Origin of the sequence: Euzebya pacifica (assembly GCF_003344865.1) — a bacterium.
Lineage (GTDB): Bacteria > Actinomycetota > Nitriliruptoria > Euzebyales > Euzebyaceae > Euzebya > Euzebya pacifica.
Genome location: NZ_CP031165.1, coordinates 4494403 through 4519551, shown reverse-complemented (window position 1 = coordinate 4519551; position 25149 = coordinate 4494403). Strand labels below are relative to the sequence as shown.

17 protein-coding genes are annotated in these 25149 nt (G+C 70.7%); 11 read left to right on the top strand and 6 right to left on the bottom strand.

Going from position 1 to position 25149, the window contains the following annotated elements; translation table 11 throughout:
* Positions 1–33: 33 nt before the first annotated feature.
* Together glnD and DVS28_RS19330 are read left to right on the top strand one after the other, a co-directional pair.
* On the top strand, positions 34–2532 hold the full coding sequence (gene glnD / locus DVS28_RS19335) for a [protein-PII] uridylyltransferase (RefSeq protein WP_164710786.1): 2499 nt from the start codon (positions 34–36) through the stop codon (positions 2530–2532).
* Between the two features lie 130 nt (positions 2533–2662).
* On the top strand, positions 2663–3046 hold the full coding sequence (locus DVS28_RS19330) for a PRC-barrel domain containing protein (protein WP_114592931.1): 384 nt from the start codon (positions 2663–2665) through the stop codon (positions 3044–3046).
* Between the two features lie 12 nt (positions 3047–3058).
* Here DVS28_RS19330 and DVS28_RS19325 read toward each other — a convergent pair whose 3' ends face one another.
* On the bottom strand, positions 3059–5224 hold the full coding sequence (locus DVS28_RS19325; RefSeq protein WP_216826153.1) for a cation:proton antiporter domain-containing protein: 2166 nt from the start codon (positions 5222–5224) through the stop codon (positions 3059–3061).
* Positions 5225–5416: 192 nt separating this feature from the next.
* The gene (locus DVS28_RS19320) at positions 5417–8404 is read right to left on the bottom strand and encodes a cell wall-binding repeat-containing protein (protein WP_164710784.1); all 2988 of its coding nucleotides are present in this window, start codon (positions 8402–8404) and stop codon (positions 5417–5419) included.
* A 241-nt stretch (positions 8405–8645) separates the two neighbouring features.
* On the opposite strand from DVS28_RS19320, the gene DVS28_RS19315 reads away from it, so the two are divergent.
* Positions 8646–9323 carry a DUF305 domain-containing protein gene (locus DVS28_RS19315; RefSeq protein ID WP_114592928.1) on the top strand — a complete coding sequence of 226 codons (678 nt, stop codon included), beginning with the start codon at positions 8646–8648 and terminating at the stop codon, positions 9321–9323.
* Positions 9324–9546: 223 nt separating this feature from the next.
* Here DVS28_RS19315 and DVS28_RS19310 read toward each other — a convergent pair whose 3' ends face one another.
* Positions 9547–10944, bottom strand: coding sequence for a class II fumarate hydratase (locus DVS28_RS19310; protein ID WP_114592927.1), 1398 nt, complete (start codon positions 10942–10944; stop codon positions 9547–9549).
* Positions 10945–11102: 158 nt separating this feature from the next.
* On the opposite strand from DVS28_RS19310, the gene DVS28_RS19305 reads away from it, so the two are divergent.
* The 5 genes from DVS28_RS19305 to DVS28_RS19285 all read left to right on the top strand — a co-directional run bounded on the left by DVS28_RS19305 (position 11103) and on the right by DVS28_RS19285 (position 18544).
* Positions 11103–11390 carry a hypothetical protein gene (locus DVS28_RS19305; RefSeq protein WP_114592926.1) on the top strand — a complete coding sequence of 96 codons (288 nt, stop codon included), beginning with the start codon at positions 11103–11105 and terminating at the stop codon, positions 11388–11390.
* 157 nt (positions 11391–11547) lie between these two features.
* Positions 11548–12159: a histidine phosphatase family protein gene (locus tag DVS28_RS19300; RefSeq protein WP_114592925.1), complete on the top strand. Its 612-nt coding sequence runs from the start codon at positions 11548–11550 to the stop codon at positions 12157–12159.
* The gene (locus DVS28_RS19295; RefSeq protein WP_114592924.1) at positions 12156–12674 is read left to right on the top strand and encodes a DUF3090 family protein; all 519 of its coding nucleotides are present in this window, start codon (positions 12156–12158) and stop codon (positions 12672–12674) included. Before DVS28_RS19300 ends, DVS28_RS19295 begins: the two co-directional genes overlap by 4 nt.
* Positions 12675–12712: 38 nt before the next feature.
* A complete protein-coding gene (locus DVS28_RS19290; RefSeq protein ID WP_114592923.1) occupies positions 12713–13474 on the top strand; it encodes an SCO1664 family protein in 762 nt (253 codons plus the stop codon).
* A gap of 114 nt (positions 13475–13588) precedes the next feature.
* Complete coding sequence (locus tag DVS28_RS19285; RefSeq protein ID WP_114592922.1) at positions 13589–18544, top strand: Ig-like domain-containing protein; 4956 nt, start codon at positions 13589–13591, stop codon at positions 18542–18544.
* A 33-nt stretch (positions 18545–18577) separates the two neighbouring features.
* On the opposite strand, the gene DVS28_RS19280 is transcribed toward DVS28_RS19285, so the two are convergent.
* A complete protein-coding gene (locus DVS28_RS19280; RefSeq protein WP_164710782.1) occupies positions 18578–19216 on the bottom strand; it encodes a hypothetical protein in 639 nt (212 codons plus the stop codon).
* A 92-nt stretch (positions 19217–19308) separates the two neighbouring features.
* Between DVS28_RS19280 and ilvA the strand changes: the two genes are divergently transcribed.
* Both ilvA and DVS28_RS19270 read left to right on the top strand, forming a co-directional pair.
* Positions 19309–20547 carry a threonine ammonia-lyase gene (gene ilvA / locus DVS28_RS19275; protein ID WP_114592920.1) on the top strand — a complete coding sequence of 413 codons (1239 nt, stop codon included), beginning with the start codon at positions 19309–19311 and terminating at the stop codon, positions 20545–20547.
* 50 nt (positions 20548–20597) lie between these two features.
* Complete coding sequence (locus DVS28_RS19270; RefSeq protein WP_114592919.1) at positions 20598–21644, top strand: LLM class flavin-dependent oxidoreductase; 1047 nt, start codon at positions 20598–20600, stop codon at positions 21642–21644.
* 13 nt (positions 21645–21657) lie between these two features.
* Here DVS28_RS19270 and DVS28_RS19265 read toward each other — a convergent pair whose 3' ends face one another.
* Positions 21658–23631 carry a protein meaA gene (locus DVS28_RS19265; protein WP_114592918.1) on the bottom strand — a complete coding sequence of 658 codons (1974 nt, stop codon included), beginning with the start codon at positions 23629–23631 and terminating at the stop codon, positions 21658–21660.
* Positions 23632–23798: 167 nt separating this feature from the next.
* Here DVS28_RS19265 and DVS28_RS19260 point away from each other — a divergent pair, with 167 nt between their 5' ends.
* Positions 23799–24656, top strand: a complete 858-nt coding sequence (locus DVS28_RS19260; RefSeq protein ID WP_114592917.1) for a lysophospholipid acyltransferase family protein — start codon at positions 23799–23801, stop codon at positions 24654–24656.
* On the opposite strand, the gene DVS28_RS28615 is transcribed toward DVS28_RS19260, so the two are convergent.
* Positions 24645–25148: a hypothetical protein gene (locus DVS28_RS28615; RefSeq protein WP_164710781.1), complete on the bottom strand. Its 504-nt coding sequence runs from the start codon at positions 25146–25148 to the stop codon at positions 24645–24647. The genes DVS28_RS19260 and DVS28_RS28615 overlap by 12 nt on opposite strands.
* Position 25149 lies beyond the last annotated feature (1 nt).

The window sequence follows — 25149 nt, the reverse complement described above, 5'->3', positions numbered from 1 at the left end:
CCTCACCGCATCAGGGAGTCCGAGCCGCCCGCAGTGACCATCCTCGACGCGCCCGCCCTGCTGGACGCGTCCACCATCGACGCCGCACCGGGCCGTGCCTGGACGCTGGAGTGGACGGCCCGGGTCGATCAGGCCCTCAGCGGCCTGCTGGAGGCGTTCACCGCCGAACCCGGGCACCGGTCGGGTGGTCTGGCGTTGGTCGCGCTCGGCTCCTATGCCCGCCGGTCGTTGTGTCCTCGCAGCGACATCGATCTGCTGATCCTCCACGACGGATGGAGCGGTCGTGACCTCGAGGACATGGTCAAGGCCATCTGCTATCCGCTGTGGGATGCCGGCTTGTCGGTCGGTCATGCCGTGCGCACCACCAAGGAGGCCGTGAAGGCTGCAGGTGATCGCGTCGACACCGCCACCGCCGTCACCGAACGTCGCCTGGTGGCCGGCAACCGTGGCATGGCCGATGACCTGGCTGCACGCGTCACCCGCTGGCTCAAACGGGCCGGTGGCAAGCTCGCCACGGAGCTCACCGAGGCCGACGCCGAGCGGCATCGCCGACACGGCAGCACGGCCGGCGCGCTCGAGCCCGAGCTCAAGGACGGCACCGGCGGCCTTCGGGACCTCCACTCCCTCCGTTGGGCAGGGGCGATCCTGCTCGACGATCCCGGGCTGGATCCGCTGGTGGGTGCCCGCTACCTGGGCGCCGCCGACCGGTCGGCCCTTGCCGCCGCAGGCGAGACGTTGCTCGCCGCCAGGTGCGCGCTGCACCTCGTGGGTGACCGCAGCATCCGCAACCAGCTGCGGCTCGACCTCCAGGACGAGGTCGCCGCGGCGCTTGGCATGGCCGACGGGGACGAGCTGCTGCGCGAGGTGGGCCTGGCAACCCGGACCATCGCCCACCTGCATGCCCGCACGTGGCCGGTCCTGCTGGAGGACGCCCGGCGGGGCCGACGTCGTCGGCCCGCCACGCCGAAGGTCGTCGGGCCCGACCTGACGCTCGTCGATGGGTTGGTCGAGGTCGACGTCGCTGCGCATGTCGCCGACGACCCCTCGTTGGCCCTCAGGGCCGCCGCTGCTGCGGCCGTCCACCGCACCGTGGTGGGACGACGGAGCGCCGTTCGCCTGCAGCGCGAGGTGGAAGCGGCCGGGTCGTTGGCGTGGGACCAGCGGGCCCGTGATGCACTGCTCGAGCTGCTGCGGGCGGGGGCCGGCGGGCTGCCCGCGATGGCGGATGCCGACTACCTGGGCGTGCTGGAGGCCTACCTCCCCGAGTGGGGACGGGTGCGCGGCCGTCCGCAGCGCAACCCCTTGCACACCTTCGACCTCGACACCCACCTGATGCAGGCGAGCGCCTGGCTGGCGTCGATCGTCAGCGGCGACCTCGACGAGGCGCACGTCCGGATCTTCGCGGAGATGGAGGACCCCGACGCGCTGGTCCTGGGCACCTGGCTGCACGACGTCGGCAAGGCCTGGCCGGGGGACCACTCGGTGTCGGGTGAGGCCGTCGCCCGCGACTGGGTCCTCCACATGGGGTTCAGCCAGGAACGGGCCGACCGGGTGGCGGGGCTGATCCGCCACCACCTGCTGCTGCCCGACGTCGCCACCCAACGCGACATCGACGATCCCGACGAGATCGAGCAGGTCGCGGTCACCATCGGCAACACCGAGCTGCTCGACGGCTTGTTCCTGCTCGGCTTCGCGGACTCCCGCGCGACCGGGAAACCGGCGTGGTCGACCTGGAAGGACCTGCTGGTCACCAGGCTGCACCATCGGCTGCGTCGGGTCCTGGAGGGTGAGGCGCTGGTTCGCCCCTCGACGCCCCAGGTGGTCATCCGGGCGGCCGCCCGGCGAGGCCTCGAGGAGGAGCTGGTCCGGACCGCCGTCGACGGGCTGCCCAAGCGGTACCTCAGGGTGGCCTCCGCCGACCAGATAGCCGCGCACGCCAGGCTCCTGGACGACGTCACCGACGGCCTGCACGTCGACGTGCGCGAAGGGCCTGCGGAGGGCGTGCAGATCCTCAGCATCGCTGGCCCCGACCGGCGGGGCATGGTGGCCGACTGCCTCGGCGTCCTGGCGGTGCACAAGTGCGACGTGCTCGAGGCGCGGGTCTTCACCCATGTCGACGGCACCGCCCTGGACTGGTTCGTGGTCCGCACGATGCAGGACCGATCGTGGGACCGGATCGTGCCGGCCCTCCGCCGCGCCTACGCCGGCGAGGTCGAGCTCGACGACGAGGTCGAGAAGCGGGAACGGCAGCGGGACGCCCGACCACCGCTGCTGGCCCAGCCGGTGCCCATCACGGTCCTCACCCGTCCGTCGGGCTCCATCACGCGGTTGGAGGTCCGCGGGCCGGATTCCCCCGGTGTGCTGTACCGGCTGACCCGCACGCTGTCCGAGCTCGGCGTGTCCCTGCTGGGGGCACGCGTCGCCACCCTCGGCCCCGAGGTGCGGGACAGCTTCTTCGTCCGCGGTGACGTCCCGGACGACGACGCGTTGTTCGCCGCCCTCGTCCCGGCGTTCGAGACACCCGCGACCTGACCGCGGCGATCCGAAACCGGCCCGTCGGACGAGGGCCGAGCGGACACGCGTGGCCCTTCCGACCGGGGGGAGTCTTCCGGTGCCCCGAAAGGGCCGGACACACCGGCGGACGGGGACGAAAGGAGAAGCCATGAGTGAGCTCTGGACCTACCGTGGCGACATCCAGCCACACGCAGAGGGCCTCGACGGGTTCGACGTCGACGCCGCCGACGGCCACATCGGCAGCATCGACGAGGCGACCCACGACGTCGGGGACTCCTACATCGTGGTCGACACCGGGTTCTGGATCTTCGGGACCCGCCGTGTCGTGCCGGCCAGCGCGATCACCGAGGTGGACCTCGCCAACCGGCGAGTGACCCTGTCGCTGACCAAGGACCAGATCAAGTCCGCGCCCGACTTCGACGCGCCACCCTCGGAGCGTCCAGCGGACCTGGTCGACGACCGGGACGATCGGCTCGCCGACGTCGACCGGGGCAGGCTCACCGACTACTACGGCCAGTTCGGGGCCTGGTGACCGACCGAGCCGTCAGGCCCTGGTGATCACCAGCACCGGACACGGTGCTTCCCGCAGCAGCTGGTCGAGCTCGTGACCGAGGAACGCCCGCCGGGTCACCGGCTGCACATCCGAACGGATCACCACCAACGTCGCCCGGATCGCCCGGGCGGCGTCGGCCACCACCCGGGCCAGCGGTTCGTCGCTGATCCGCACATCGGTGCGGACCGTCACGCCAGCGGCCAAGCCGACCGACGCCTGCTTGGTGGCCAGCTCGTCGGCCAGCTCCCGTGCCCGACCCACCTCGGTCAGGTCGATCTCTGCCCACGTGCTCTGGGGCGGCTCGACCACGTGGACGACGTCGACCACCGACTCCGGGTCGCTGGCCACGGCGAACGCGATCTCGCCGGCCCGGTTGTTGATGTCCTCCCCGGTGGAGACCAGGAGGATCCGTTCGGGCGCACGCGGGTCCAGCACCTCGGCGTCGTCGTCGAAGCGGCTGCTGACCAGCAGCAGCGGTACCGGCGAGTCCATGAGCACCCGATCCACCGTGGCGGAGAACAGCGCGGAGTCCGGAGCGTCGGTCCGGGTCTCGGTGGCCCCCAGCACGATCAGGTCGTGGCCGCCCCGGCGGGCACGATCGAGGATGGCGCTGGCCGGGTCGTCACCGTCCACCGCGGCCAGCTCGACGTTGCCGCCGTGCAGGGAGAGGTGGCGAGTGATCCGGCCGTGGATCTCCTGGGGGTCGGGACCGCCCGCGAGGACCGTCACGTCGAAGCTCCGCCCGACGGCGATTCGCGACAGGAGCTGTGCGGCCAGCTGGGAGTTGGTGCCGCCACGGCTGGGCAGCAGGACGCGGTGCACGTTGTCCAGCAGGCTCGTCCTGGAGGCGGCCTCGCGTTGCAGCCGGGCCGCTTCCTCGGGGGACATCGGCACCTTCTTCAGGGCACGGACCAGGATGGGCGGGGCCATCAACGACGTGACGATGGCGACGAGCACGATGATGGCGAACATGCCCTCGGTCAACACCCCGAGGGACAGGCCGATGGTGGCGATGATGATCTCCAGGGCGCCACGTGCGTTCATGCCAGCACCCAGCGCGAGCGCCTCCCACCGGCCGAGGCCCGCGACGGATGCGCCGGCGAACGCGCCGAGGAACTTGCCGGCGATGGCCACGGTCAGCACCAGCGCCGCCACCCACAACGTCGTGGGCTCCAGCAGCGCACCGAGGTCCACCAGCAGGCCTGCCGATGCGAAGAACAGCGGCGCGAAGACCGTCAGCGTCAGGCTCTCCAGGGAGTGCACGACGCGGTGGTCCACCCGTCGTTCGCGGCCGGCGAGGATGCCCAGCACGAAGGCGCCGAGGACCGCCTCGATCTGCAGCGCCTGCGACACGGCGGCGAAGAGCAGCGCCAGCACCACGACGGCGGAGATCAACGGTCCGGGGCCGGGGGCACGCCGCGAGACCGCGCGGAGGGTGCGGCTGACCAGCCAGCCCCCGAGGGTGTAGGACACGACCAGGAACCCGACCACCCGGGCGATGCTGCCGACGACCGCTCCGGCCGCGAGCTCGCCGGAGCTGGCCAGGCCGGCCACGATCGACAGCAGGATCCAGCCGACCGTGTCGTCGATCATGCCTGCGGCGAGGGTCAGCTGGCCGATGTCGCGCCGGATCACCCGCAGCTCGATCAGCACCTTGGCGATCACGGGGATCGCGGAGATGCTGAGCGCCGTCCCGAGGAACAACGCGAACGTCGTCCGCGGCGTGTCGGCCGGCACGAGGACGGCCGGGATGGCGTAGCCGAGCGCCAGTCCCGAGGCGAACGGCACGACGATCCCGCCGGCGGAGACCAGGCCTGCCGTGCGGCCCTTGGCCTTGATCAGGCCGAGGTCGGTCTCCAACCCCGTCAGGATCAGCAGCAGGAGGACGCCGAGGAACGCCGGGACGGCCAGCAGCTGCGCCTGCGATGTCGCGGGGAACAACCACTCCCGCGCGCCGGGGGCGATGTTGCCGAAGATGCTCGGGCCGACGATGACGCCAGCGGTCAGCTCACCGACGACCTCGGGCATGCCCATCCGGGCTGCCACCATGCCGAGCAGGCGCGCCAGGCCGAGGAGCAGCGCGAGCTGCAGGACGAGCAGGAGCAGGTCGTCGTGGGCAATGCCGGGTTGCATCGCCTCCGACGCGAGGACCACCACCACAGGGCAGCTCCGAGGAGTTCGTGGACCCGGTGACCGGGTCAGCCAGATGTCCCGCGTCGGCCCAAGCGGCCCCGGCGATCACCCTCCACAGTAGCCCGGTCGAGGACCGGTGTACAGCGGTGGGACAGGTTGTCGGGAACGGGCACGGCCCAGCCCCTGGTGGGGGCTGGGCCGTGGTTGGTGGTTGGGTCAGGCGCAGCTGGTGCTGTCGGCGTTGTCGAGCTGGGTGAGGAGGTCGGTGGTGAGGACGGTGGGGTTGCCCAGGGCGGTCAGGGTGACCTGGTTTCCACAGTCGGTGACCTCGGTCAGGGTTTCGGGGAGGACGTCGGTGTCGCCCACGAGGAGGAGGGGGCCGTTGCCGTCGGCGGAGAGGCCGGCGGCGAGGAGGCCGTAGGCCCAGGCACCGGCGTCGGTGCCGTTGACGATGATGTAGCTGCGGGGTCCCTGGGGTTGGACGTCCAGGAGCTCGCGGGCCACGGCCACGGCGGTGGCGGCGCGGTTGGGGCCCTCCACCCGTTGGGCGCCGGGGACGGCGTCGTGCACGGTGGTGTCCAGGGCGGCGGTGCCGCCGAGGAGGATGGTGGTGGTGGGTTGGGTGTCGGTGATGAAGGAGTCCACGGCGGGATGGACGCCGTCGGTCTGGGTGAGCAGGATCGGGATGCCTTCGGTGGCGGCGTGGGCGCCGCCGGTGAAGGAGTCGACCCAGGCGGCGGACTCATCGCCGGTGCTGGTGCCGAAGGCGCGGGCCAGGGCGACCTGGGTGCCGTCGGCGATGCCGGCGGTGATCGCTTCGGTGGCGATGGCGATGGCGGTCTCGATGCGGGAGTCGCCAGCGAGTCGGGTGACGGTCACGTCGAGGCCCTCGATGGCGGTTGCCACGTCGGGGGACAGGGCGTTGTCGCCGCCGAGGAGGTAGACGGTGTCCACTCCCAGGCGGGTGATCTCGGCTGCGGTGTCGGGGTCCAGGGTGTCGCCGTCGGTGTAGAGCAGCGGGGCGTCGCCCAGCAGGACGGAGGCGCCGAGGGCGTCGGCGAAGACGTCATCGCGGGCGACGACGGCGTAGCTGGGTCGGGCCTGGGCGAAGGCGCTGTCGGGAAACCGCATCCGGGAGACGTCGATGGCGGTGTCGATGACGTCGGGCGATCCGGTCGTGGGGACCTCGGTGGGCGTCGGGGTCGGGGTCGGCGTCGGGGTCGGCGTCGGCGTCGGCGTCGGCGCGGGCACCGGGCCGGGGTTGGGCTGGGTGGCCGGCAGCGTGTCGGCGAGGTCGCGGAGGCCCTGGATCAGGTCGGCGTCGGGGAACGCGGAGTCGGTGAGCCGGTTGGCCAGGCCGTTGAGGCGGGACTTGGCCCGGACCCCGTTGGTGGGTGCCTCGGCCTCGGCCTGTGCGGTGGTGGTGTCGATCAGCTGGATCAGGGCAGGGTCAGCACCCGCACGCTCGGCCTGATCGCGGTAGACCTCGATCAGCAGGAACGACGGCTCGAACGAATAGCCCCGCTGCGTCTGGGCGTTGCCGTCCTCCACGACGTGGGACCGAGCGATCTCGAGCTCGGCGGCCGAGAGCTGGTCGGACTCCGTCAGGCCGAAGCTGTCGAAGCCGAGGAAGATCTCGTTGCCGTAGATCTGGCCGTTGTGCCAGTACACCGACCAGTATCCGCCCTGGTGGAAGGTCGTCGGGTGATAGGGGCCGCGGTCGAAGAACGCGATCTCGAACGGGTTGGCGGTGTCGGTGAAGTCGAACACCGAGACCCCACCCTCGTACCACGCCTGGACCATCACGTCGCGGCGTGGGATCGGGACCAGGTTGCCGTTGTGGGCGACGCAGGTCTCGTTGCTGGCCTGGACGTTGGGGATGGAGTAGTAGCTGGCGAAGGTCATGGCCGGGCCGTCGACGGTGTCGGTGAGGTCGAAGATCGCGTCGGCGCCCCATTGTTCGGGGTCGGTCACGCGACACCGCGCGCCCGTGCCGCCACCCCACTCGTCGGTGAAGACCACCGTCGACCCGTCGTTGCTGAACGTGGCGGAGTGCCAGTAGGCGAAGTTGGGATCACTGACCTCGTCGATCCGGATCGGGTTGGCGGGGTCGGAGATGTCGATCAGGATGCCGTTGCCCTCGCAGGCACCGGCAGCCAGCCCGATCTCGGGGTAGGCGGTGATGTCGTGGCAGGCATCGGTTGCAGCGGTGGACTGGTAGTCCTGGACGGTGCCCGAGGTGTTGCGCGGTCCGATGACCGCGCGCTCGCCGCCCGGACCGTCGGGCCCGACCGAGCCACCCGGCCACAGGCCGTGGGGGTTCCCGGTGTCGGGGTCTGCCATCAACCGCGCCTCGTTGACGATCGCGGCGTCCGCGGGCGTCGCGACCGGGACCGCGATGACCTCGACCTGGAAGCGTGACGTGGGCACCGGGTCACCGTTCTCGTCGAGGAACAGCGACGGGTCGCTCGACGACGTCACGGTGTTGGTGCAGCCGGCGAGCTGTGACTCGGATCGAACCGAGGAGGTACCCGAGACGTACACGTACACGGTGCTGGGGTCGTCGAGGTCCTCCACGACCGTGTGCGTGTGGGACCCGCGGCAGGTCTGCACCTCGCTCACGAGCGCAGGGACAAGCGGGTCGCTGATGTCGAAGATCCGAACGCCGCGGAAGACGGGCAGGGCCGAGTCGGTGCTGCACGCCGTCCGCGCGCTGCCGGACTCCACCGACATGAACAACAGGTCGCCGTACACCGACAGGTCGCCCTGCCCGCCGACGCAGTTCACGATGGTCTCGAGGACCGGGTCCGCAGGATCGGACACGTCGTAGATGCCGAAGCCCCGGTAGTTGCCGGAGTAGGCGATGTCGCCCTGGAAGGCGAGGTCGGAGCCGATGTTGCTGTAGCTGAAGGCCCCGGCTGCCAGGTCGTTGCCGTCTGCGTCGGTCCAGCGGGGCTTGGGGCGGTTGGCCAGCAGCTCCATGCCGGAGGCGACGGTCTCGGCGTCGGCGTTGGCCTCCGTGTAGGCGCTGCCCTGCGCATCCGCGTCGGTCCCGGGCTCGAGGCCGAACCGCGGGTCGGTGGGGATCGTTCCGGCAGAGGCTGCTGCGGGTGGCAGGAGGCTGAGGACGACGGCGGCGATGGCGGCGAGCACCACCGCCTGTCGACGCGTTGCTCCGGGACGGCGTCCGGAACGTTGGGGCATGGTGTTCATGGTTCCTTGGGGGTAGGGCGTCCTCGGCGGGTGGACGTCAGAACGCGAGAATCTAGAACGCGGGTCGTTTCCAGAAGGTTGCGTTTCATATCACGAACAGCGACTCCGGTCGTCGTGGTTGTTCGTGGGACTGGACGCACGTACGTTCGTGGCTGGCCGACTCCGAGAGCGGGACGGCCGGGGTCGATCGGACCCGCTTCGCCGAGCAGGGAGTTCCGCCGCCGTGACAACCATGCCGTCCATGCCGCCACGTGGGATGGCTGCCGCCCTGACGCTGGTCGCGTTGCTGGCCGGAGGCTGCACGGGTGCCGCCGAGGAGGAGGCTGCTGCCGCCCCCCGCATCATCCAGCCCGGCGCCCCGGGTGAGCCCAACCGGGAGATCACGGCTGCCGAGGCGGCGGAGCTGACCGAGCTGCCACCGCCGACCCTGGCCGATCTGCAGTTCATGGTCGACATGCATCCCCACCACACGCAGGCGCTCGGGATGACGGCGTTGGTCGAGGAGCGGACAGCGTCGGAGCAGATCCCGCTGTTCGCCGAACGCATGGACATCTCCCAGGTCGAGGAGATCCGTCAGATCGAGGACTGGCTGGCCTCCCACGGCGTCGAGGAGGTCCCGACCATGGCCCCGGGCATGATGGCCATGCACGACCTGGACATGCCCGGCATGTTGACCCCCGAGGAGTTCGCGGCGCTGGAGGCGGCCGACGGAGAGGCCTTCGACCGGTTGTTCCTGGAGTCGATGACGCGGCACCACCTCGGCGCGATCCAGATGGTGGAGGAGCTACTGGCGGTCGAGGGCAACGCCACCGACCCGCGCCTGTGGGAGTTCGCCCAGCACGTGCTGTCTGACCAGAGCATCGAGATCGACCGGATGCAGGGCATGCTCGCGGAGATGGACGCGGGCTAGCTTTCGGCTCGTGTCCTACAACACGCCGCCCTGTTTGCCCAGGGGGGCTCCGCAGGCTCCGCCCCCCTTCGACCCCCCGCGGCGTGCTGCGCGGGCCTCGCAAGACCTCGCTGCGCTCGGTGGCTCCTGTCCTTGCCAGCTGGCGCGGCTCCGCCACGCACGGGCCTGCGTCCGGGCCTCGCGAGGCCTCGCTGCGCTCGGCAGCTCGGGTCCTCCTCCGGCCCTACAACACGCCGCCTTCGGTCATCTTCTTCATGTCGAGGATGCGGTCGACCTCGTCGCGGGACAGGCCGGAGTCCTCGTAGACGACCTCGCGGAGGGGGCGGTCCTCCTTGAGGGCCTTCTTGGCCATCTCGGCGGACAGGTCGTAGCCGACCGCGGGGACCAGGGCGGTGACGGCGGAGAGGTTCTTCTCAACCAGCTCGGTGTTGCGCTCGACGTTGGCCTCGATGCCGGCGATGCACTTGTCCACGAAGTTCCGGCTGGTGTTGGCCAGCAGCGTGATGGACTCGAGCACGTTGCGCGCCATCATCGGGATGAACACGTTCAGCTCGAAGGCGCCGGACATGCCACCGATGGTGACCGCGGCGTCGTTGCCGATGACCTGGGCGGCGACCTGCGTCACGGACTCGGGGATCACCGGGTTGACCTTGGCCGGCATGATCGAGGAACCCGGCTGGATCTCGGGCAGCCGGATCTCGCCCAGACCGGTTCGGGGACCCGAGCCCATCCAGCGCAGGTCGTTGGCGATCTTGGTCAGCGACGCGGCGATGACCTTGAACGCCCCGGACAGCTCGACCAGGGCGTCACGCGCCCCCTGGGCCTCGAAGTGGTTGTCCGCCTCGCGCAGCCCGTCCAGGCCCGTGCGCTCGCGCAGGTCGGCGATGACGCCCTCGGTCATGCCCTCGGGGGCGTTCAGACCGGTGCCGACGGCGGTGCCGCCGAGCGGCAGCTCCGCCACACGTTCCATCGCCGACTCGACCCGTGCGATGCCCAGCTCGATCTGGCGGGCGTACCCGCCGAACTCCTGCCCGAGCGTCACCGGGGTGGCGTCCATCAGGTGGGTCCTGCCCGACTTCACGACGTCGGTGAACGCCGCAGCCTTGTCGGCCAGCGCCGTGTGGAGGTACCGCAGGCCCGGCAGCAGGTCATCGGCACAGGCCTGGTACGCGGCCACGTGCACCGCGGTGGGAAACACGTCGTTGGAGGACTGCCCCGCGTTCACGTGGTCGTTGGGGTGCACCAGCTTGGACCCCAGGTCCCCGCCGAGGATCTCCGTCGCGCGGTTCGCGATGACCTCGTTGGTGTTCATGTTGGACGACGTGCCCGACCCGGTCTGGAACACATCGACGACGAAGTGGGCGTCGAGGGCCCCGTCGATGACTTCCTGGGCCGCCTCGCTGATGCCCTTGAACTGGTCATCGGTGATGACGCCCTTGGCGTGGTTGACCACGGCGGCGGAGGCCTTCACCTGGCCGAGGGCCTTGATCAGCGCCGGGGGGATCGGCTGGCCGGAGATCGGGAAGTTCTCCGCTGCCCGCTGCGTCTGGGCGCCGTAGTAGGCCGAGGCAGGAACCTGCATCTCGCCCATCGAGTCACGTTCGGTCCGGAAGTCGCTCATGCCCGGAACGATACGCCCGTCGAGGGTGCACGAGCACATGGGGGTCGCTCAAACGTGGTCGACAGACCATCGGTCCACCGGGCTAGTGAGCCAGCCCGGCCAGCGGGGGATAGTCGAACCATCCGGAACTGCAGTATCCGGCAGACAAGGAGGGCGCCATGAGCGCGATCACCGAACGGACCGACATCGCCCGGATCATCCAGACCCGACCCGAGCAGCTCAAGGACTTCACCGTCAAGGCAATCGACGGCGAAGCGGGGCACGTCTCCGGCCACCAGGACGAGGTGGACGACCGCCACCTCGTCGTCCACGCAGGCGGCCGCTTCTTCGGCAAGGACCTCGTCATCGAGGTGGACGCCATCGACCGCGTGGACCCCGAGAACCAGGAGATCCACGTCGACCGCATCGTCGACTGGGTCAAGTCCTCCCCGCGTCTCGGCGCCTGACCACCCGCCGCGGGCGGCAACACCGCCGCCTGCCACCTGACCACCACCGTCCCCTCGATGGGACACCCGATGCCGGCAGCCCGGGGAGGGGCTGTCGGCATCAGTCGTGTCACCGGCCACGGACGAGGGGGAGGCAGGCCAGTAGGCTGCGTCGCCGATGGTTGCCACTGTTCACCTCATCCGACACGCAGTGACCGCGGCGACGGGGACACGCCTCGGGGGCCGCACCGACGCGCCGCTGTCGGAGAAGGGTCGTCACCAGGCCGAGGCCACCCGTGACCACCTCGCCGCCGTCGACTACCACGCGATCTACGCCTCGCCGCTGCCCCGCACGACCGAGACCGCCGAGATCATCGCCAAACCGCACCGCAAGAAGGTCCGTGCGGCCGAGGGCATGATCGAGGTCGACTACGGCCGCTGGACCGACCGTCCGCTGAAGCCACTGTTCAAGAACAAGCTGTGGCCGGTCATCCAGCAGACGCCGTCGTTGGTCACCTTTCCCGACGGCGAGTCCATACGCGCGGCCCAGGAACGAGCGGTCACCGCGATCGAACAGATCGCCACGCGCCACGACAAGCGCACGGTGGCCGTCGTCAGCCATGCCGACATCATCAAGGCCGTCGTCGCCTTCTACGTCGGCATGCCGCTGGACACGTTCCAGCGCCTCGTGATCAGCCCCGCGTCGGTGACCGTCCTCACCACGGGCAAGGGTGCACGCCCCACCCTCCACTCCTTCAACCACGTCCCGCCGGTGGGAGGCGACGCATGAGCCGCTCCGTCGTGCACGACCCGACCGACTGGATCACCGCATCCTCCATCGGCCCACCGGGTGACCGCACGTTCTACGTGCAGTCCCGGCGGGACGGTGAGTATGTCGCGCTGGTTGCCGAGAAGAGCCAGATCCGTTCGCTCGCCGAGCTCGGACAGGAGCTGCTGGAGCGGGTGGACATCACCGTCACCCCCGACGACGTGACCGGAGACCAGGAGCTGCACGGCCCGATCCAGCCGTTGTGGCGGGCAGGGCAGATGAGTCTCGGCCTGGACCCCGACGACGAGATGTTCGTGCTCGAGATCGTCGAGCTGGTCGTCGAGGGCGACGAGGAACCGGCGACGGCGCGCTTCGTGATGGACCTCGAACGCATGGTGGGGCTGGTGGCGTTCGCCGCGTTTGCCGTGGAGCACGGTGGTCGGGAGCGCTGCCAGGTCTGCGAGGGGCTGCGTGACCCGCTGATGGGGTGCATGGGCTGTCCGTTGACCAACGGCAGCGGACCGAAGCGGATATGAGCGGAGCGGGGATGACCGCGACGGTCCGGACCTGAGTCGTGGAGCCGTTCAGCGCGAAGCAGACCGGGTGGATCGAGGATCCCGACGAGGCACTCCTCCGGCTGGCGACCGACGACCTCCATCCGCTCGGCTGGATCACGTCGGCAAGCAACGGCACGATGCTCTGCCGGCTCGGCGACCCCGCTGACGAGCTGTACGCCGTCCACAAGCCCGAGGTCGGGGAGCGGCCCCTGTGGGACTTCCCCGATGGCACCCTGCACCGTCGCGAGGTCGCGACGTTCCTCGTCAGCGACTTCCTCGGCTGGGACCTCGTCCCTCCGACGGTGCTGCGTGAGGGTCCGGAGGGGCCCGGCTCGTTGCAGCTGTTCGTCCCCCACGACCCAGCCGAGCACTACTTCGCGTTGGTCGAGGATGCTCGCTGGCACGTCCCCCTGGCCCGGCTGGCGATGTTCGACTTCCTCACCAACAACGCCGACCGCAAGGGCGGTCATGTGCTTCGCCGACGTGACACCGACCACCTGTACGGCATCGACAACGGGCTGACCTTCCACGTCGAGGAGAAGATCCGCACGGTCGTGTGGGACATCGCCCACATCCCCTTCGCCGTCGCGTGGGCGGATGACCTCCGCCGACTGCAGCAGGCGCTGGGGCCCGGGGGGCCGCTTCGGGAGGCGCTGTGCGAGCTGCTTGCCCCGGTCGAGGTGGACGTCCTCGCTGGTCGGGCCGAGGTGGTCGCCGGGCTCGACGCCGTCCCGGTGATCGATCCCGAGGATCGCCACTACCCGTGGCCGCCCCTGTGACCCGGTAGTCCGAAGCCAGACCGCCCTTTTCCCCTCGGTGTCGCCACTGCCTCATGTCAGGGCTGCGGCCCGCCGATGAGGTCTCGTAGCCGGACGAGGATTGGGTGGTGAACGGTGAGCGAACGCAGCCAGCGCTGGGACGGGCGGCCATGGGCCGCCCGATCGGTGCGGTTCCTCGTGTTCGTCGTGCCGATCCTCTGCTCGTGGGCGGCAGGTGCGGCCGTCGACGCCGTCATGCCGTCGTTCGGACCGTCCTTCTGGGACGCCGTGCTGCGCTGGCTGGTCGTGCTGGTCGTGGCCACCGGGGTGCTGTTCGCCACCGAACGCCTGGCCAAGCGTGCCCTGCCGCTCGCCGGCTTGTTCCGGATGACGTTGGCGTTCCCCGACAACGCACCCTCCCGCTACAAGGTGGCGCGCAGGACGGCTGGCATCCGCAACCTGGAGGAGCGGGTTCGCGAGGCGCGGGAGCGTGGACTGGACGACGATCCGTCCCGGGCCGCCGAGGAGATCATGGTCCTGATCTCCGCGCTGAGCAACCACGACAAGCGCACCCGGGGGCACAGCGAGCGGACCCACCTGTTCACCTCGATGCTGGCCGATGAACTCAAGCTCTCCAGGGACGATCGAGACCGCCTGACCTGGGCGGCGATGGTGCACGACATCGGCAAGCTCGAGGTCAGGACCGAGACGCTCAACAAGCCCGGCAAACCCGACGAGGCCGAGTGGGAGGAGCTGCGGTCCCATCCGGCGCACGGGGCTCGGATCTGCGAACCGCTCCGCCCGTGGCTGGGCGAGTGGTACGACGCGATCGGCCACCACCACGAACGGTGGGACGGCACCGGGTACCCGGGGCGGCTGGCCGGCACCGACATCAGCTACGGCGGCCGAGTCGTGGCAGTTGCCGATGCCTACGAGGTCATCACCGCCGCCCGCTCCTACAAGAAGGCGATGTCCCCGGAGGAGGCCCGCAAGGAGCTGGTTCGCAGCGCCGGCAGCCACTTCGACCCGGCGATCGTCCGTGCCTTCCTCAACATCTCCCTCGGCCGGCTGCGATGGGCTGCGGGTCCGCTGTCGTGGCTGTCCAACGTGCCGTTCTTCGAAGGTGCCGCCCCGCTGATCGGTCGGGTGCCCAGCGCCGTGCGGACCGCCGTCAGCGCGGCGAGCGCCCTGACCCTGGGCGTGACGTCCGGGGTGCTGCCCGGGATGGCCGCGACGATCGTCAGCCAGTCCCAGCAGGTCGTCGAGGCCTCGGTGACCGTCGAGTCGGCCCTCCCGTTGGCGCAGGACGACCGCGTGTCGGCTGCGTTCGAGGTCCCGGTCGGGGCTGCAGGCGAAGCCGGGGCCCGGCAGGTCGTGGCCGCCGGGGCGTCGCCGACGGTCGATGCCTCCCCCGACGCGCCGGCAGTCGACGTACCCGCGTCGGAGGAGGCGGAGGAGTCACCGGCGAGCGTCGTGGTTCGACCTGAGGCGACGCAGCCACCGTTCGAGCCAGCCCCGTCGTCACCGACGCTTGAACTGCCGATCGAGTTCCCCGTCGTCGCCCCGCCCACGGAAGCGACCCCCCTCGTCCCGTCCACGGCCGACGAGCCCACCGTGGCGCCGACGTCGGGCCCTGTGCCCTCGAGCCCAGTCACGTCGTCCCCGTCGTCATCACCGACTGCCCAGCCGGCGCCGAGTCCCCAGCCCGGACCCACCCCACAGCCCGTCCCGAACCCGCAGCCGGGACCTTCCCCGGAGCCCCCGACCGCGACGACCCCGTCCGGTCCCTCCGCACCCAGGCCGACGCCCACGGTCACGCCGACCCTGACGGTCACGCCGACGCCCACGGTCACGCCCACGCCGACGGTCACGCCGACGCCGACGGTCACGCCGACGCCGACGGCCACCCCAACCCCCACCGCCACGGCGCCGCCGATCGCCGTCTCGGTCTCGGCCACGACCGCCGAGGACACCCCCGTGGTCATCGACCTGACCGGCGCCATCAGCGACCCCGACGGGGATGTCGACCCGGCCGACCTCACCATCAGCGTGGCCGCCGGAACGGGGAGCGCCGTCCCGCTCAGCGACGGCACCGTCAGCTACGTGCCGGGGCTCGACGTCGTCGGTACGGACAGCTTCACCTACCGCATCTGCGACGCCGGTGGACGCTGCGCATCCGCAGCCGTCACCGTCACCATCACCGCGGTCAACGACGCCCCCGTCGCCCTCGACGACACCGCGTCCACCGGGACGTTCCAGCCGGTCATCGTCGACGTACTGGCCAACGACACCGACGTCGACGACGTCCGCGGCGACATGTTCGTCGCCATCACGAGCGGCCCGTCCCGTGGGTCGGCAACCGTTGGCTCCGACCTGAACATCCGCTACACGAGCCCGCCCTTCTTCGCGGGCACCGCAACCCTCGGCTACCAGGTCTGCGACCCCACTGGGGAATGCGACTCGGCCGTCGTGCAGGTCACCGTGTCACTGCTCGACACCCCACCGGTCGCCAACGACGACACGGCCACCACCCGCCGCAGCGTGCCCGTCACCATCGACGTCCTGGCCAACGACACCGACGTCGAGAACGACCTGGACCCCACGAGCCTGACGGCCACCAACGGGACGAACGGCGGCATGACCACCGTGATCGCCGGAGCAGTCCGGTACGCCTCCTCGCTGTTCTTCATCGGGGTCGACACCTTCGATTACACCGTCTGCGACCTCGTGGCCGGCTGCGACACCGCGACGGTGATCGTGACGGTCACCCCCTTCGGGTCCAGCCCACTGCCGGTCGACGATGCCGTGAGCACCGTCGAGGACACGCCGGTGGACATCGACGTACTGGCCAACGACACCGATCCCGACGGTGACATCGACGACACGACGCTGGCGGTGGCAAGCCCACCCGATGACGGTGTCGCGGTGGTCGTGGGGGACCAGGTCCGCTACACGCCGGCTGGTGGGTTCGTCGGTACCGATGCCTTCGACTACCGGATCTGCGATGCCGACGGCACCTGCGCCACGGCGCGGGTGACGGTGACGGTGGCGTTGCCGGACGCCCCGCCCGTTGCCAACGGTGACACCGCGACGACGCAGCGGGCCGTTCCGGTCGACATCGACGTGCTGGCCAACGACAGCGACGTCAACGGGGACATCGACGTGGCCAGCCTGACGGTGGACCCTGCTCCGAACGGGACCACGTCCGTGCTCGGCGGGCAGGTGCGCTACACCTCCTCGGCGTCCTTCGTTGGGGTGGACACCTTCGACTACACGATCTGTGACGACCGCGGGGCGTGTGACACCGCGTCGGTGCAGGTCACCGTCGACCCTGCTGGTACGGCACCGACCGCCAACGCCGACACCGCCAGCACCGTGGAGGACATCCCGGTGTTGGTGGATGTGCTGGCCAACGACACCGATCCCGACGGTGACATCGACGACACGACGCTGGCGGTGTCCAGTCCGCCCGATGACGGTGTCGCGGTGGTCGTCGGGGACCAGGTCCGCTACACGCCGGCTGGTGGGTTCGTCGGTACCGATGCCTTCGACTACCGGATCTGCGATGCCGACGGCACCTGCGCCACGGCGACCGTCACCGTCGACGTGACGGCTGCGCCCTCGCCCCCGGACGCGGTCGACGACACCGCGGTCACCGGACGCAGCACCGCCGTGCTCATCGACGTGCTGGCGAACGACAGTGACGTCGACGGTGACCTCGACCCGACGAGTCTGTCGGTGACCACGCCCGCTTCGGGCACCGCCACGATCACCGGCCAGCAGGTTTCCTACGATCCGAACAACGGGTTCTCGGGCACCGACACGTTCTCCTACACCGTGTGCGACCTGGTGGGCGGGTGCGACAGCGCGACGGTCACCGTCACCGTCGGGTCGCGCGGCATGACGGCGAACCCCGACGCCGCAACCACCGCGGAGTTCGCCGCCGTCACGATCACCGTCCTGAGCAACGACACCACGACCAACGGATTCGTGGACGGGACGTCGCTGGCGGTCGGCTCCGCCGGCAACGGCACCACGAGCAGGAGCGGCGACGCGGTCGTCTACCAGCCGGCGTACGGATGGTCCGGGGTCGACACCTTCACCTACGACATCTGCGACGACACGGCCTCGTGCGACACCGGGACGGTGACCGTCACGGTGGTCCCGGGCCAAGCGCCGATCGCCACCGACGACAGTGAAGAGGTCGACTCCGACAAGGACGTCAAGATCAAGATCGACCAGAACGACATCGATCCCGACGGCGACATCGACCTGGCGACCGTGACGATCGTCGTGCCGCCGACGAGCGGTCGAGCGACGGTGTTCGTGGAGTCCAACAACAAGATCACCTACACGCCGGACGGCACCTACTGGGGCACCGACACCTTCACCTACCGGATCTGCGACGTGCAGGGCCTGTGCGACACCGCGATCGTGACCGTCACCGTGGTGCCGCAAGCGGTCAAGGCCAGCGACGATGCCGCCATGACGTCGTCGGGCACGGCGACGACCATCGACGTCGTCGCCAACGACAGCGACGTGGACGGGGACATCGCCGACGCGACCGTGGCCATCGCCTCGGGTCCGTCAAGCGGTCGAGCCATCGCGACGGTGCTCGGCGACATGCGCGTCCGCTACACCCCCGAAGCCGGCTACAGCGGCGTCGACACCTTCGACTACAGGATCTGTGACACCCAGGCCCTCTGCGACACCGCAACGGTGACCGTCACGGTTGACAATCCGTTCGCTGCCGGCCAGATGGCCATCCAGGACCGGCCCGCCGAGGACCCCGTCGTGCAACGACAGGGCGGGGAACCCGGCCCGACCGGGTCGCCGACACCCACGCCGGCACCGTCGGGTCCGCCCCCGACTCCTGCCCCCTCGCCGCCCGCCGACGCGCCGGACGCGGATCCCGTCTCCGCTCCGACGCCGGCACCATCCGCTGCCCCGGTCGAGGCCACCCCAACCGAGCAGCCGTCGACGCCCGGGCCACCGCTGCCCAACGACCTGCCCGAGGCGCTCCCGGCCAGGCGCGAGGAGGTTCGGGTTGCCAGTCGTCGACGTCCCGAACCGGGCACCGACGGTCCCTGAGCGGACGGCTGGACCGGCGCGGCCCTCGTCCCGTCAGTCCTGCTGCGGGACCACGCAGCCACCGCCGAGGCGGACCGACGTACTGGTGCCACCGTCCTCGACGCCGCACTGGGCGTCGCCCAGGTCGGAGTTGGTGACGCCGAACGCGACGAGGCTGTCCACCACCGCACCGTCCGGCAGGGGCACGATCGCCCAGGCCGCCGGCAGCTCGCGTGCCTGGGTCAGCGCGCCGAAGGTCTCGCCTGCGGTCGTCCGACCCTCGATGTTGACCACGTCCGGCGGGGTGGCGACGAGCAGGTACCCGGGCTCGGCCTCGTCCGGGGCGTCGATCGCCCAGATCGGCTTGAGGGGGTCGGGCTCGGCGCAGGTGCGGTACGTCGTCCCCGTGGCGTCCATGACCTCCGCACAGATGCCACCGGCGTCCCAGATCGCCGTGCCGACCGCCTCGCCGCCCAGCTCCAGGGTGACCTCGACGGGGTTCTCCGGAGCGCTGAATCCGCGGGTGCCGCCCATGCCCAGCTGATCCTGCAGGCGGGGCGACACGACGAGCAGCACCACCAGCAGCACCAGCAGGAAGACCATGGACACCACCACGAACGTGCGGCCGCTGGTGGTGCGGGTGTCGTCGACTCGACGGTCGTTGTCGGCGGGGGAGGGGGAGGAGGCGCTCACGACCCACATTGTGCCGGGACCCCGTGTCACCGGACCGGGCCGACCGTGCATGCCCGTGTCGTGCCCGTCGACCGCCGTACCATCCCCGCATCATGACCACCCCAGCCCTCGTCGACATCGACGACATCCGCGCCGCCGCCGAACGCATCGCGCCCCTCGTGCAGACCACGCCGATGGAGGAGTCACGTGCGATCAGCAGCATGGTCGGCGCACGGGTGTTGCTGAAGTGCGAGCACCTGCAACGCACCGGATCGTTCAAGATCCGCGGTGCCGCCAACCGGATCGCCTGCCTGTCGGAGGCCGAGCGTGCCGCCGGCGTGGTCTGCGCGAGCGCCGGCAACCACGCGCAGGGCGTGGCCCTGTCGGCCACCCGGATGGGCGTGGAGTCCACCGTGTTCATGCCGGCCGACGCGCCGCTCCCGAAGGTGGAGGCCACACGCGGCTACGGCGCCCGTGTCGTGCTCACCGGATCGAACTTCGACGAGGCGCTCGCCGCCGCCCGCACGCACTGCGAGGAGGTGGGCGCGACATTCGTGCCCCCCTTCGACCACGCCGACGTCATCGCCGGACAGGGCACCCTCGGCCTGGAGATGCTGGCCCAGGCGCCCGACATGGCGCAGGTCCTGGTCCCCATCGGTGGTGGTGGCCTGGTGGCCGGCATCGCCGCCGCCATCAAGGCAACCGCGCCCCATGTGCGGGTCATCGGCGTCGAGCCGGCTGGCGCAGCAAGCACCCGGGCGTCGCTTGACGCCGGGCATCCGGTCACCCTCGACAGCGTGTCCACGATCGCCGACGGGATCGCCGTGAAGCGCCCGGGCGAGCTGACGCTGGCCCACATCGAGCAGCTGGTCGACGACGTCGTCACCGTCAGCGACGAGGCCATCGCGAGAGCGATCCTGCTGCTCGTCGAACGGGCCAAGCAGGTCGTCGAGCCAGCCGGCGCCGCTGGCCTCGCCGCGCTGCTGGACGGGGCGGTCGAGACGCGGGAGCCCACCGTTGCGCTGCTGTGCGGCGGCAACGTCGACCCGCTGCTGCTCAACCGCATCATCCAGTCCGGCATGTACGAGGAGGGGCGCTACCTGGTGGTCACCACCCGGGTCGGCGACCAGCCCGGCGTGCTCGCCACCCTGCTGACGCTGCTCGCCGAACAGCGCGCCAACGTGATCGGCATCGAACACCACCGGCTGAACACCAAGCTCGGCGTGCAGGAGGTGGAGGTGCAGATCGAGATGGAGACCCGCGGGCACGACCACATCCACCTGCTGGTGGAGAAGCTGGAGGAGGCCGGCTATCCGGTGGAGGCCGAGCTGCCGCCGGGGGCGCTGGCCTGATCGGCCCTGCGGGAACACCACACGGGCCCCATCGCGTTGGGGACAGCGTGATGACACCAGACCCGACCCCCTCCGCCGAGCTCGGCGTGCCCCTCGGCGTGCTCGACCTGGCCACCGTGGCCCACGGCAGCACCGAGCGCGATGCGCTGCACCGTTCCGTTGCGCTCGCCCAGCACGTCGAAGCCCTCGGCTACAGCCGCATCTGGGTGGCCGAGCACCACGGCATGCCGGCCGTTGCCTCCTCCGCCACCGACGTGGTCATGGCGCACCTCGCCCAGGCGACCAGCACGATCCGCGTCGGCTCCGGCGGCATCATGCTGCCCAACCATGCGCCCCTGATCGTCGCCGAACGCTTCGCCACGCTCGAGGCGTTCCACCCGGGGCGTATCGACCTCGGCATCGGGCGGGCACCGGGCACCGACCAACGGACGGCCTGGGCGCTCCGCCGCGACGAGGCCGCGCCTCAGGGCGAGCGGTTCGTGGAGGAGATCCAGGAGCTCGTGCGGTTCTTCGACGGTGACTTCCCGCGGGGCCACCACCTGGAGGGCATGCAGGCGGTACCCGGTGCTGGCCTGCGTCCACCGCTGTGGCTGCTGGGGTCATCGACCTTCTCCGCCCAGGTCGCGGCGCTGCTCGGCCAGCGCTTCGCCTTCGCCTACCACTTCGCCCCCGACGCGCTGGACGACGCGTTGGCCGCCTACCGGCAGTCCTTCCGGCCCTCTGCGGACCTCGAGGAGCCGTTCGCCGAGGTGGCCGTCACCGTCATCTGCGCCGACACCGACGAGGAGGCCCAACGGCTGGCGTTGTCGGGTGCCCTGTCGATGGTGCGCCTGCGCAACGGCGACCTGCGGCCCCTGCCGAGCCCCGACGAGGCGCTCGCCCACCCGTGGGACGACCGCGAACGCGCCGTCGCCGACAAGGTGATGAGCACCTGGGTCATCGGTACTCCCGAACGGGTCGTCAAGGGCCTGCGAGCCCTCCTGGACCGCACCGCAGCCGACGAGCTGATGATCGCCGGGCACGTGTGGGACGCCGAGGCCCACCGCCGGTCCTACACCCTCCTGGCCGAAGCCGCCGGGCTGTCCCCGGCGGCGTAACTCCTCTGACGGGTTACCGGGCCTTGACCAGCTCGGCCATCTCCGCGATCAGGCGGCTGACCTCGAAGTCCTTGGGCGTGTAGACGGCGGCGACCCCGGCGGCACGGAGCGTCTCGGCGTCGTCGGTGGGGATGATCCCGCCGACCACGACGGGGATGTCGGCGGCGTCCTCCGCTGCCAGCCCCTCCAGCACCTCCGGGATCAGCTCGCCGTGGCTGCCCGACAGGATCGACAGGCCGATCAGGTGCACGTCCTCGTCCACGGCAGCCCGGACGATCTGTCCCGGGGTCAGGCGGATGCCCTCGTAGATGACCTCGAACCCGGCGTCACGGGCACGGACGGCGATCTGCTCGGCACCGGAGGAGTGGCCGTCCAGCCCCGGCTTGCCGACCAGCAGCCGGACCTTGCCGCCGACCCGCTCCTCGGCGCGGGCCACGGCCTCGCGGGCCGCCTGCAGGGCGTCGGCCTGTTCGGCGGGGGCCGCGGCCGCGGCGCTGACACCGGTCGGCCCGCGGTAGGTCCCCCACTCGTCGCGCAGCGCCTGGGTCCACTCGCCGGTGGTCACCCCGGCCTTCGCCGCCGCGATGGAGGCCGGCATGACGTTCTCGCCGGCGGCGACGGCACGGCGCAGCTCGGCCAGCGCGGACGCGACCGCGTCGTTGTCGCGCTCGGCCCGGAACGCCTGCAGCCGTTCGACCTGCTCGGCCTCGCTGGCCGGGTCGACCTTGAGGATGCCGCCGTCGACGCCGGTCATCAGCGGGCTGGGCTCGGAGCCCGTGAAGGCGTTGACGCCCACCACCACCTGCTCACCGCTCTCGATGCGACGCATGCGCTCGGTGTTGGAGCGGACCAGCTCGGCCTTCATGTAGTCCACGGCCTGCACCGACCCGCCCATCTCGGTGACCCGGTCGTACTCCTCCCGGGCGGCGTCGGCGATCTCGGCCGTCCGGGCCTCCATCACGTGCGAGCCGTTGAACAGGTCGCCGTGCTCCAGCAGGTCGGTCTCGTTGGCGAGGATCTGCTGCATGCGCAGCGACAGCTGCTGGTCCCACGGGCGGGGCAGCCCCAGCGCCTCGTTCCAGGCGGGCAGCTGCACGGCACGGGCGCGGGCGTCCTTGGACAGGGTCACCGCGAGCATCTCCAGGACGATGCGGGCGATGTTGTTCTCCGGCTGTGCCTCGGTCAGGCCGAGGGAGTTGACCTGCACGCCGTAGCGGAAGCGACGGTACTTGGGGTTCTCCACGCCGTAGCGCTCGCGGCCCAGCTCGTCCCACAGCTGCGACATGGCGCGCAGCTTGGCGATCTCGTCGACGAAGCGGATGCCGGCGTTGACGAAGAAGGAGATGCGACCGAACACGCGACCGAGGTCCTCGCCCTCCACCCCGCGGGAACGGATCTCGTCCAGCACCGCGGTGGCGGTGGCCATGGCGAAGGCGACCTCCTGCACCGGCGTCGCCCCGACCTCCTGCAGGTGGTAGCTGCAGATGTTCACCGGGTTCCACTTGGGCACGTCGCCGACGGTGAAGGTCACCACGTCGGCGGTCAGGCGCAGCGACTCGGCAGGCCCGAAGACGTAAGTCCCGCGGGACAGGTACTCCTTGATGATGTCGTTCTGCGTGGTGCCGCGGAGGGACGCCCGATCGACCCCGTTCTCCTCGGCCGTCGCGATGTAGAGCGCCAGCAGCCAGGGGGCCGTGGCGTTGATCGTCATCGACGTGTTCATCTCCTCCAGGGGGATGCCGTCGAACAGGGTGCGCATGTCGTCGATCGAGCAGACGGGCACACCGACCTTGCCGACCTCACCGCGCGCGAGCACGTGATCGGCGTCGTAGCCGGTCTGGGTCGGCAGGTCGAACGCGACGCTCAGGCCCGTCTGGCCCTTGGCGAGGTTGGAGCGGTACAGCTCGTTGCTCGCCTTGGCCGATGAGTGACCGGAGTAGGTCCGCATCAGCCACGGACGGTCCTTCTCGCGCGGCTCGCTGCTCATCTGGGGGCCTCCTGGTGCGTGGCTACCGATCAGTAGCCATCATCGTGGCCACCGCCCGGCCGCGCCAATCAGCCCGATCGCGCCGGTCCTCGCGCCGGGACGACGCAGGCCCCGATCGCGCCGGCCGGCGGGCGTTCGACGGGGCACCGCGGGTAGGCTGCGCGGCCATGGAGCCCGTCTACACCCCCGTCATCGGCATCTTCGTCAGCACCTTCAAGGTGATGGGTTGGAAGGTCGTGGTGGAGGACGCGCACCACGTCCCGCTCGACGGGCCGGCGGTCCTCGCCAGCAACCACGTCGGCTACCTCGACTTCGTGTTCGTCGGCTACGGCGTCCGGGAACGCAAGCGTCTCGTGCGCTTCGCCGCCAAGAAGGAGGTGTTCGACCACCCCGTGTCCGGCCCCCTGATGCGTGGCATGAAGCACCTGCCCGTCGACCGCGACGGCAACGTCAACGACATCATGGAGCAGGCCCACCAGCGGCTGCTCCAGGGCCAGCTGGTCGGCATGTTCCCCGAGGGCACCATCAGCCGGTCGTTCATGCCGAAGTCGGCGAAGACGGGCACCGCACGCATGGCCATGCGCGCCGGCGCCCCGCTGATCCCCGTCGCCGTCTGGGGTTGCCAGCGGATCATGACCAAGTCGGTCAAGAAGAACATGGAGCGCGGCCTGCACATCGTCATCCGGTACGGCGAGCCGATCGCCTACGAGCCGGACGAGGACCCCCGCGAGGTCACCAAGCGGATGATGGCCGCGATCACCGACATGGTCGTCGACCTGCAGGACCGCTACCCCCAGGCGCCCGCCGACGACAGCGACCGGTGGTGGCTCCCGGCGCGGCTCGGCGGCACCGCGCCCACGCCGGAGGAGGCGGAACGGATGGCCCGTGAGGAGCGGATCGCCCGTCGCGCCAAGCGGCGCGCAGCGCGGGAGGGGGCAGTCGACGGCGCCGACCCGGTCACCACCGAGCCGTCCGCCGAACCCCCCGTCGACCCGCCCGAGGACGCCCCCGGGTCAGCTGGCTGACACGGAGTCGACCACCAGGACGGTGCCCACCTGGCAGAACGTGGCCATCCCCTCGTCGACGGTGCCGGTGACCTCGACCGTGTCGCCCTCCCGGGCGACCACGTTGCCCTCGGCATCGGCGATGACCCGGTTCGACTGGTCGATGGCGACGTCGCTCCGGGTGCCGGCGATCAGCTCGTACCGAGTGCCGTCGTCGCCGTCCAGCCAGAAGCACCCACCCTCGATGTCACCCCCGCCGAGCGTGCCCGTGTACGTCCGGGCGCCGGGGGCCGGCTCGGGATCGGTCGTGGCCGGCGCGTCCTCGGTGACCGTGTCGTCAGGTGGCGTGGTGGCCTCCGGGGTGTCGGTCTGGTCCTGCGTGGCGCTGGCCGACACCTCCCCGCCATCTCCCGTCGTGTCGCTGGACGCGCATCCGGCGAGCACCAGCGCGAGCAGCATCACCGCCCCGATCAACAGGCGGGGCGGGCGTGCGAGGGTGTGGGGGGCGGTCATC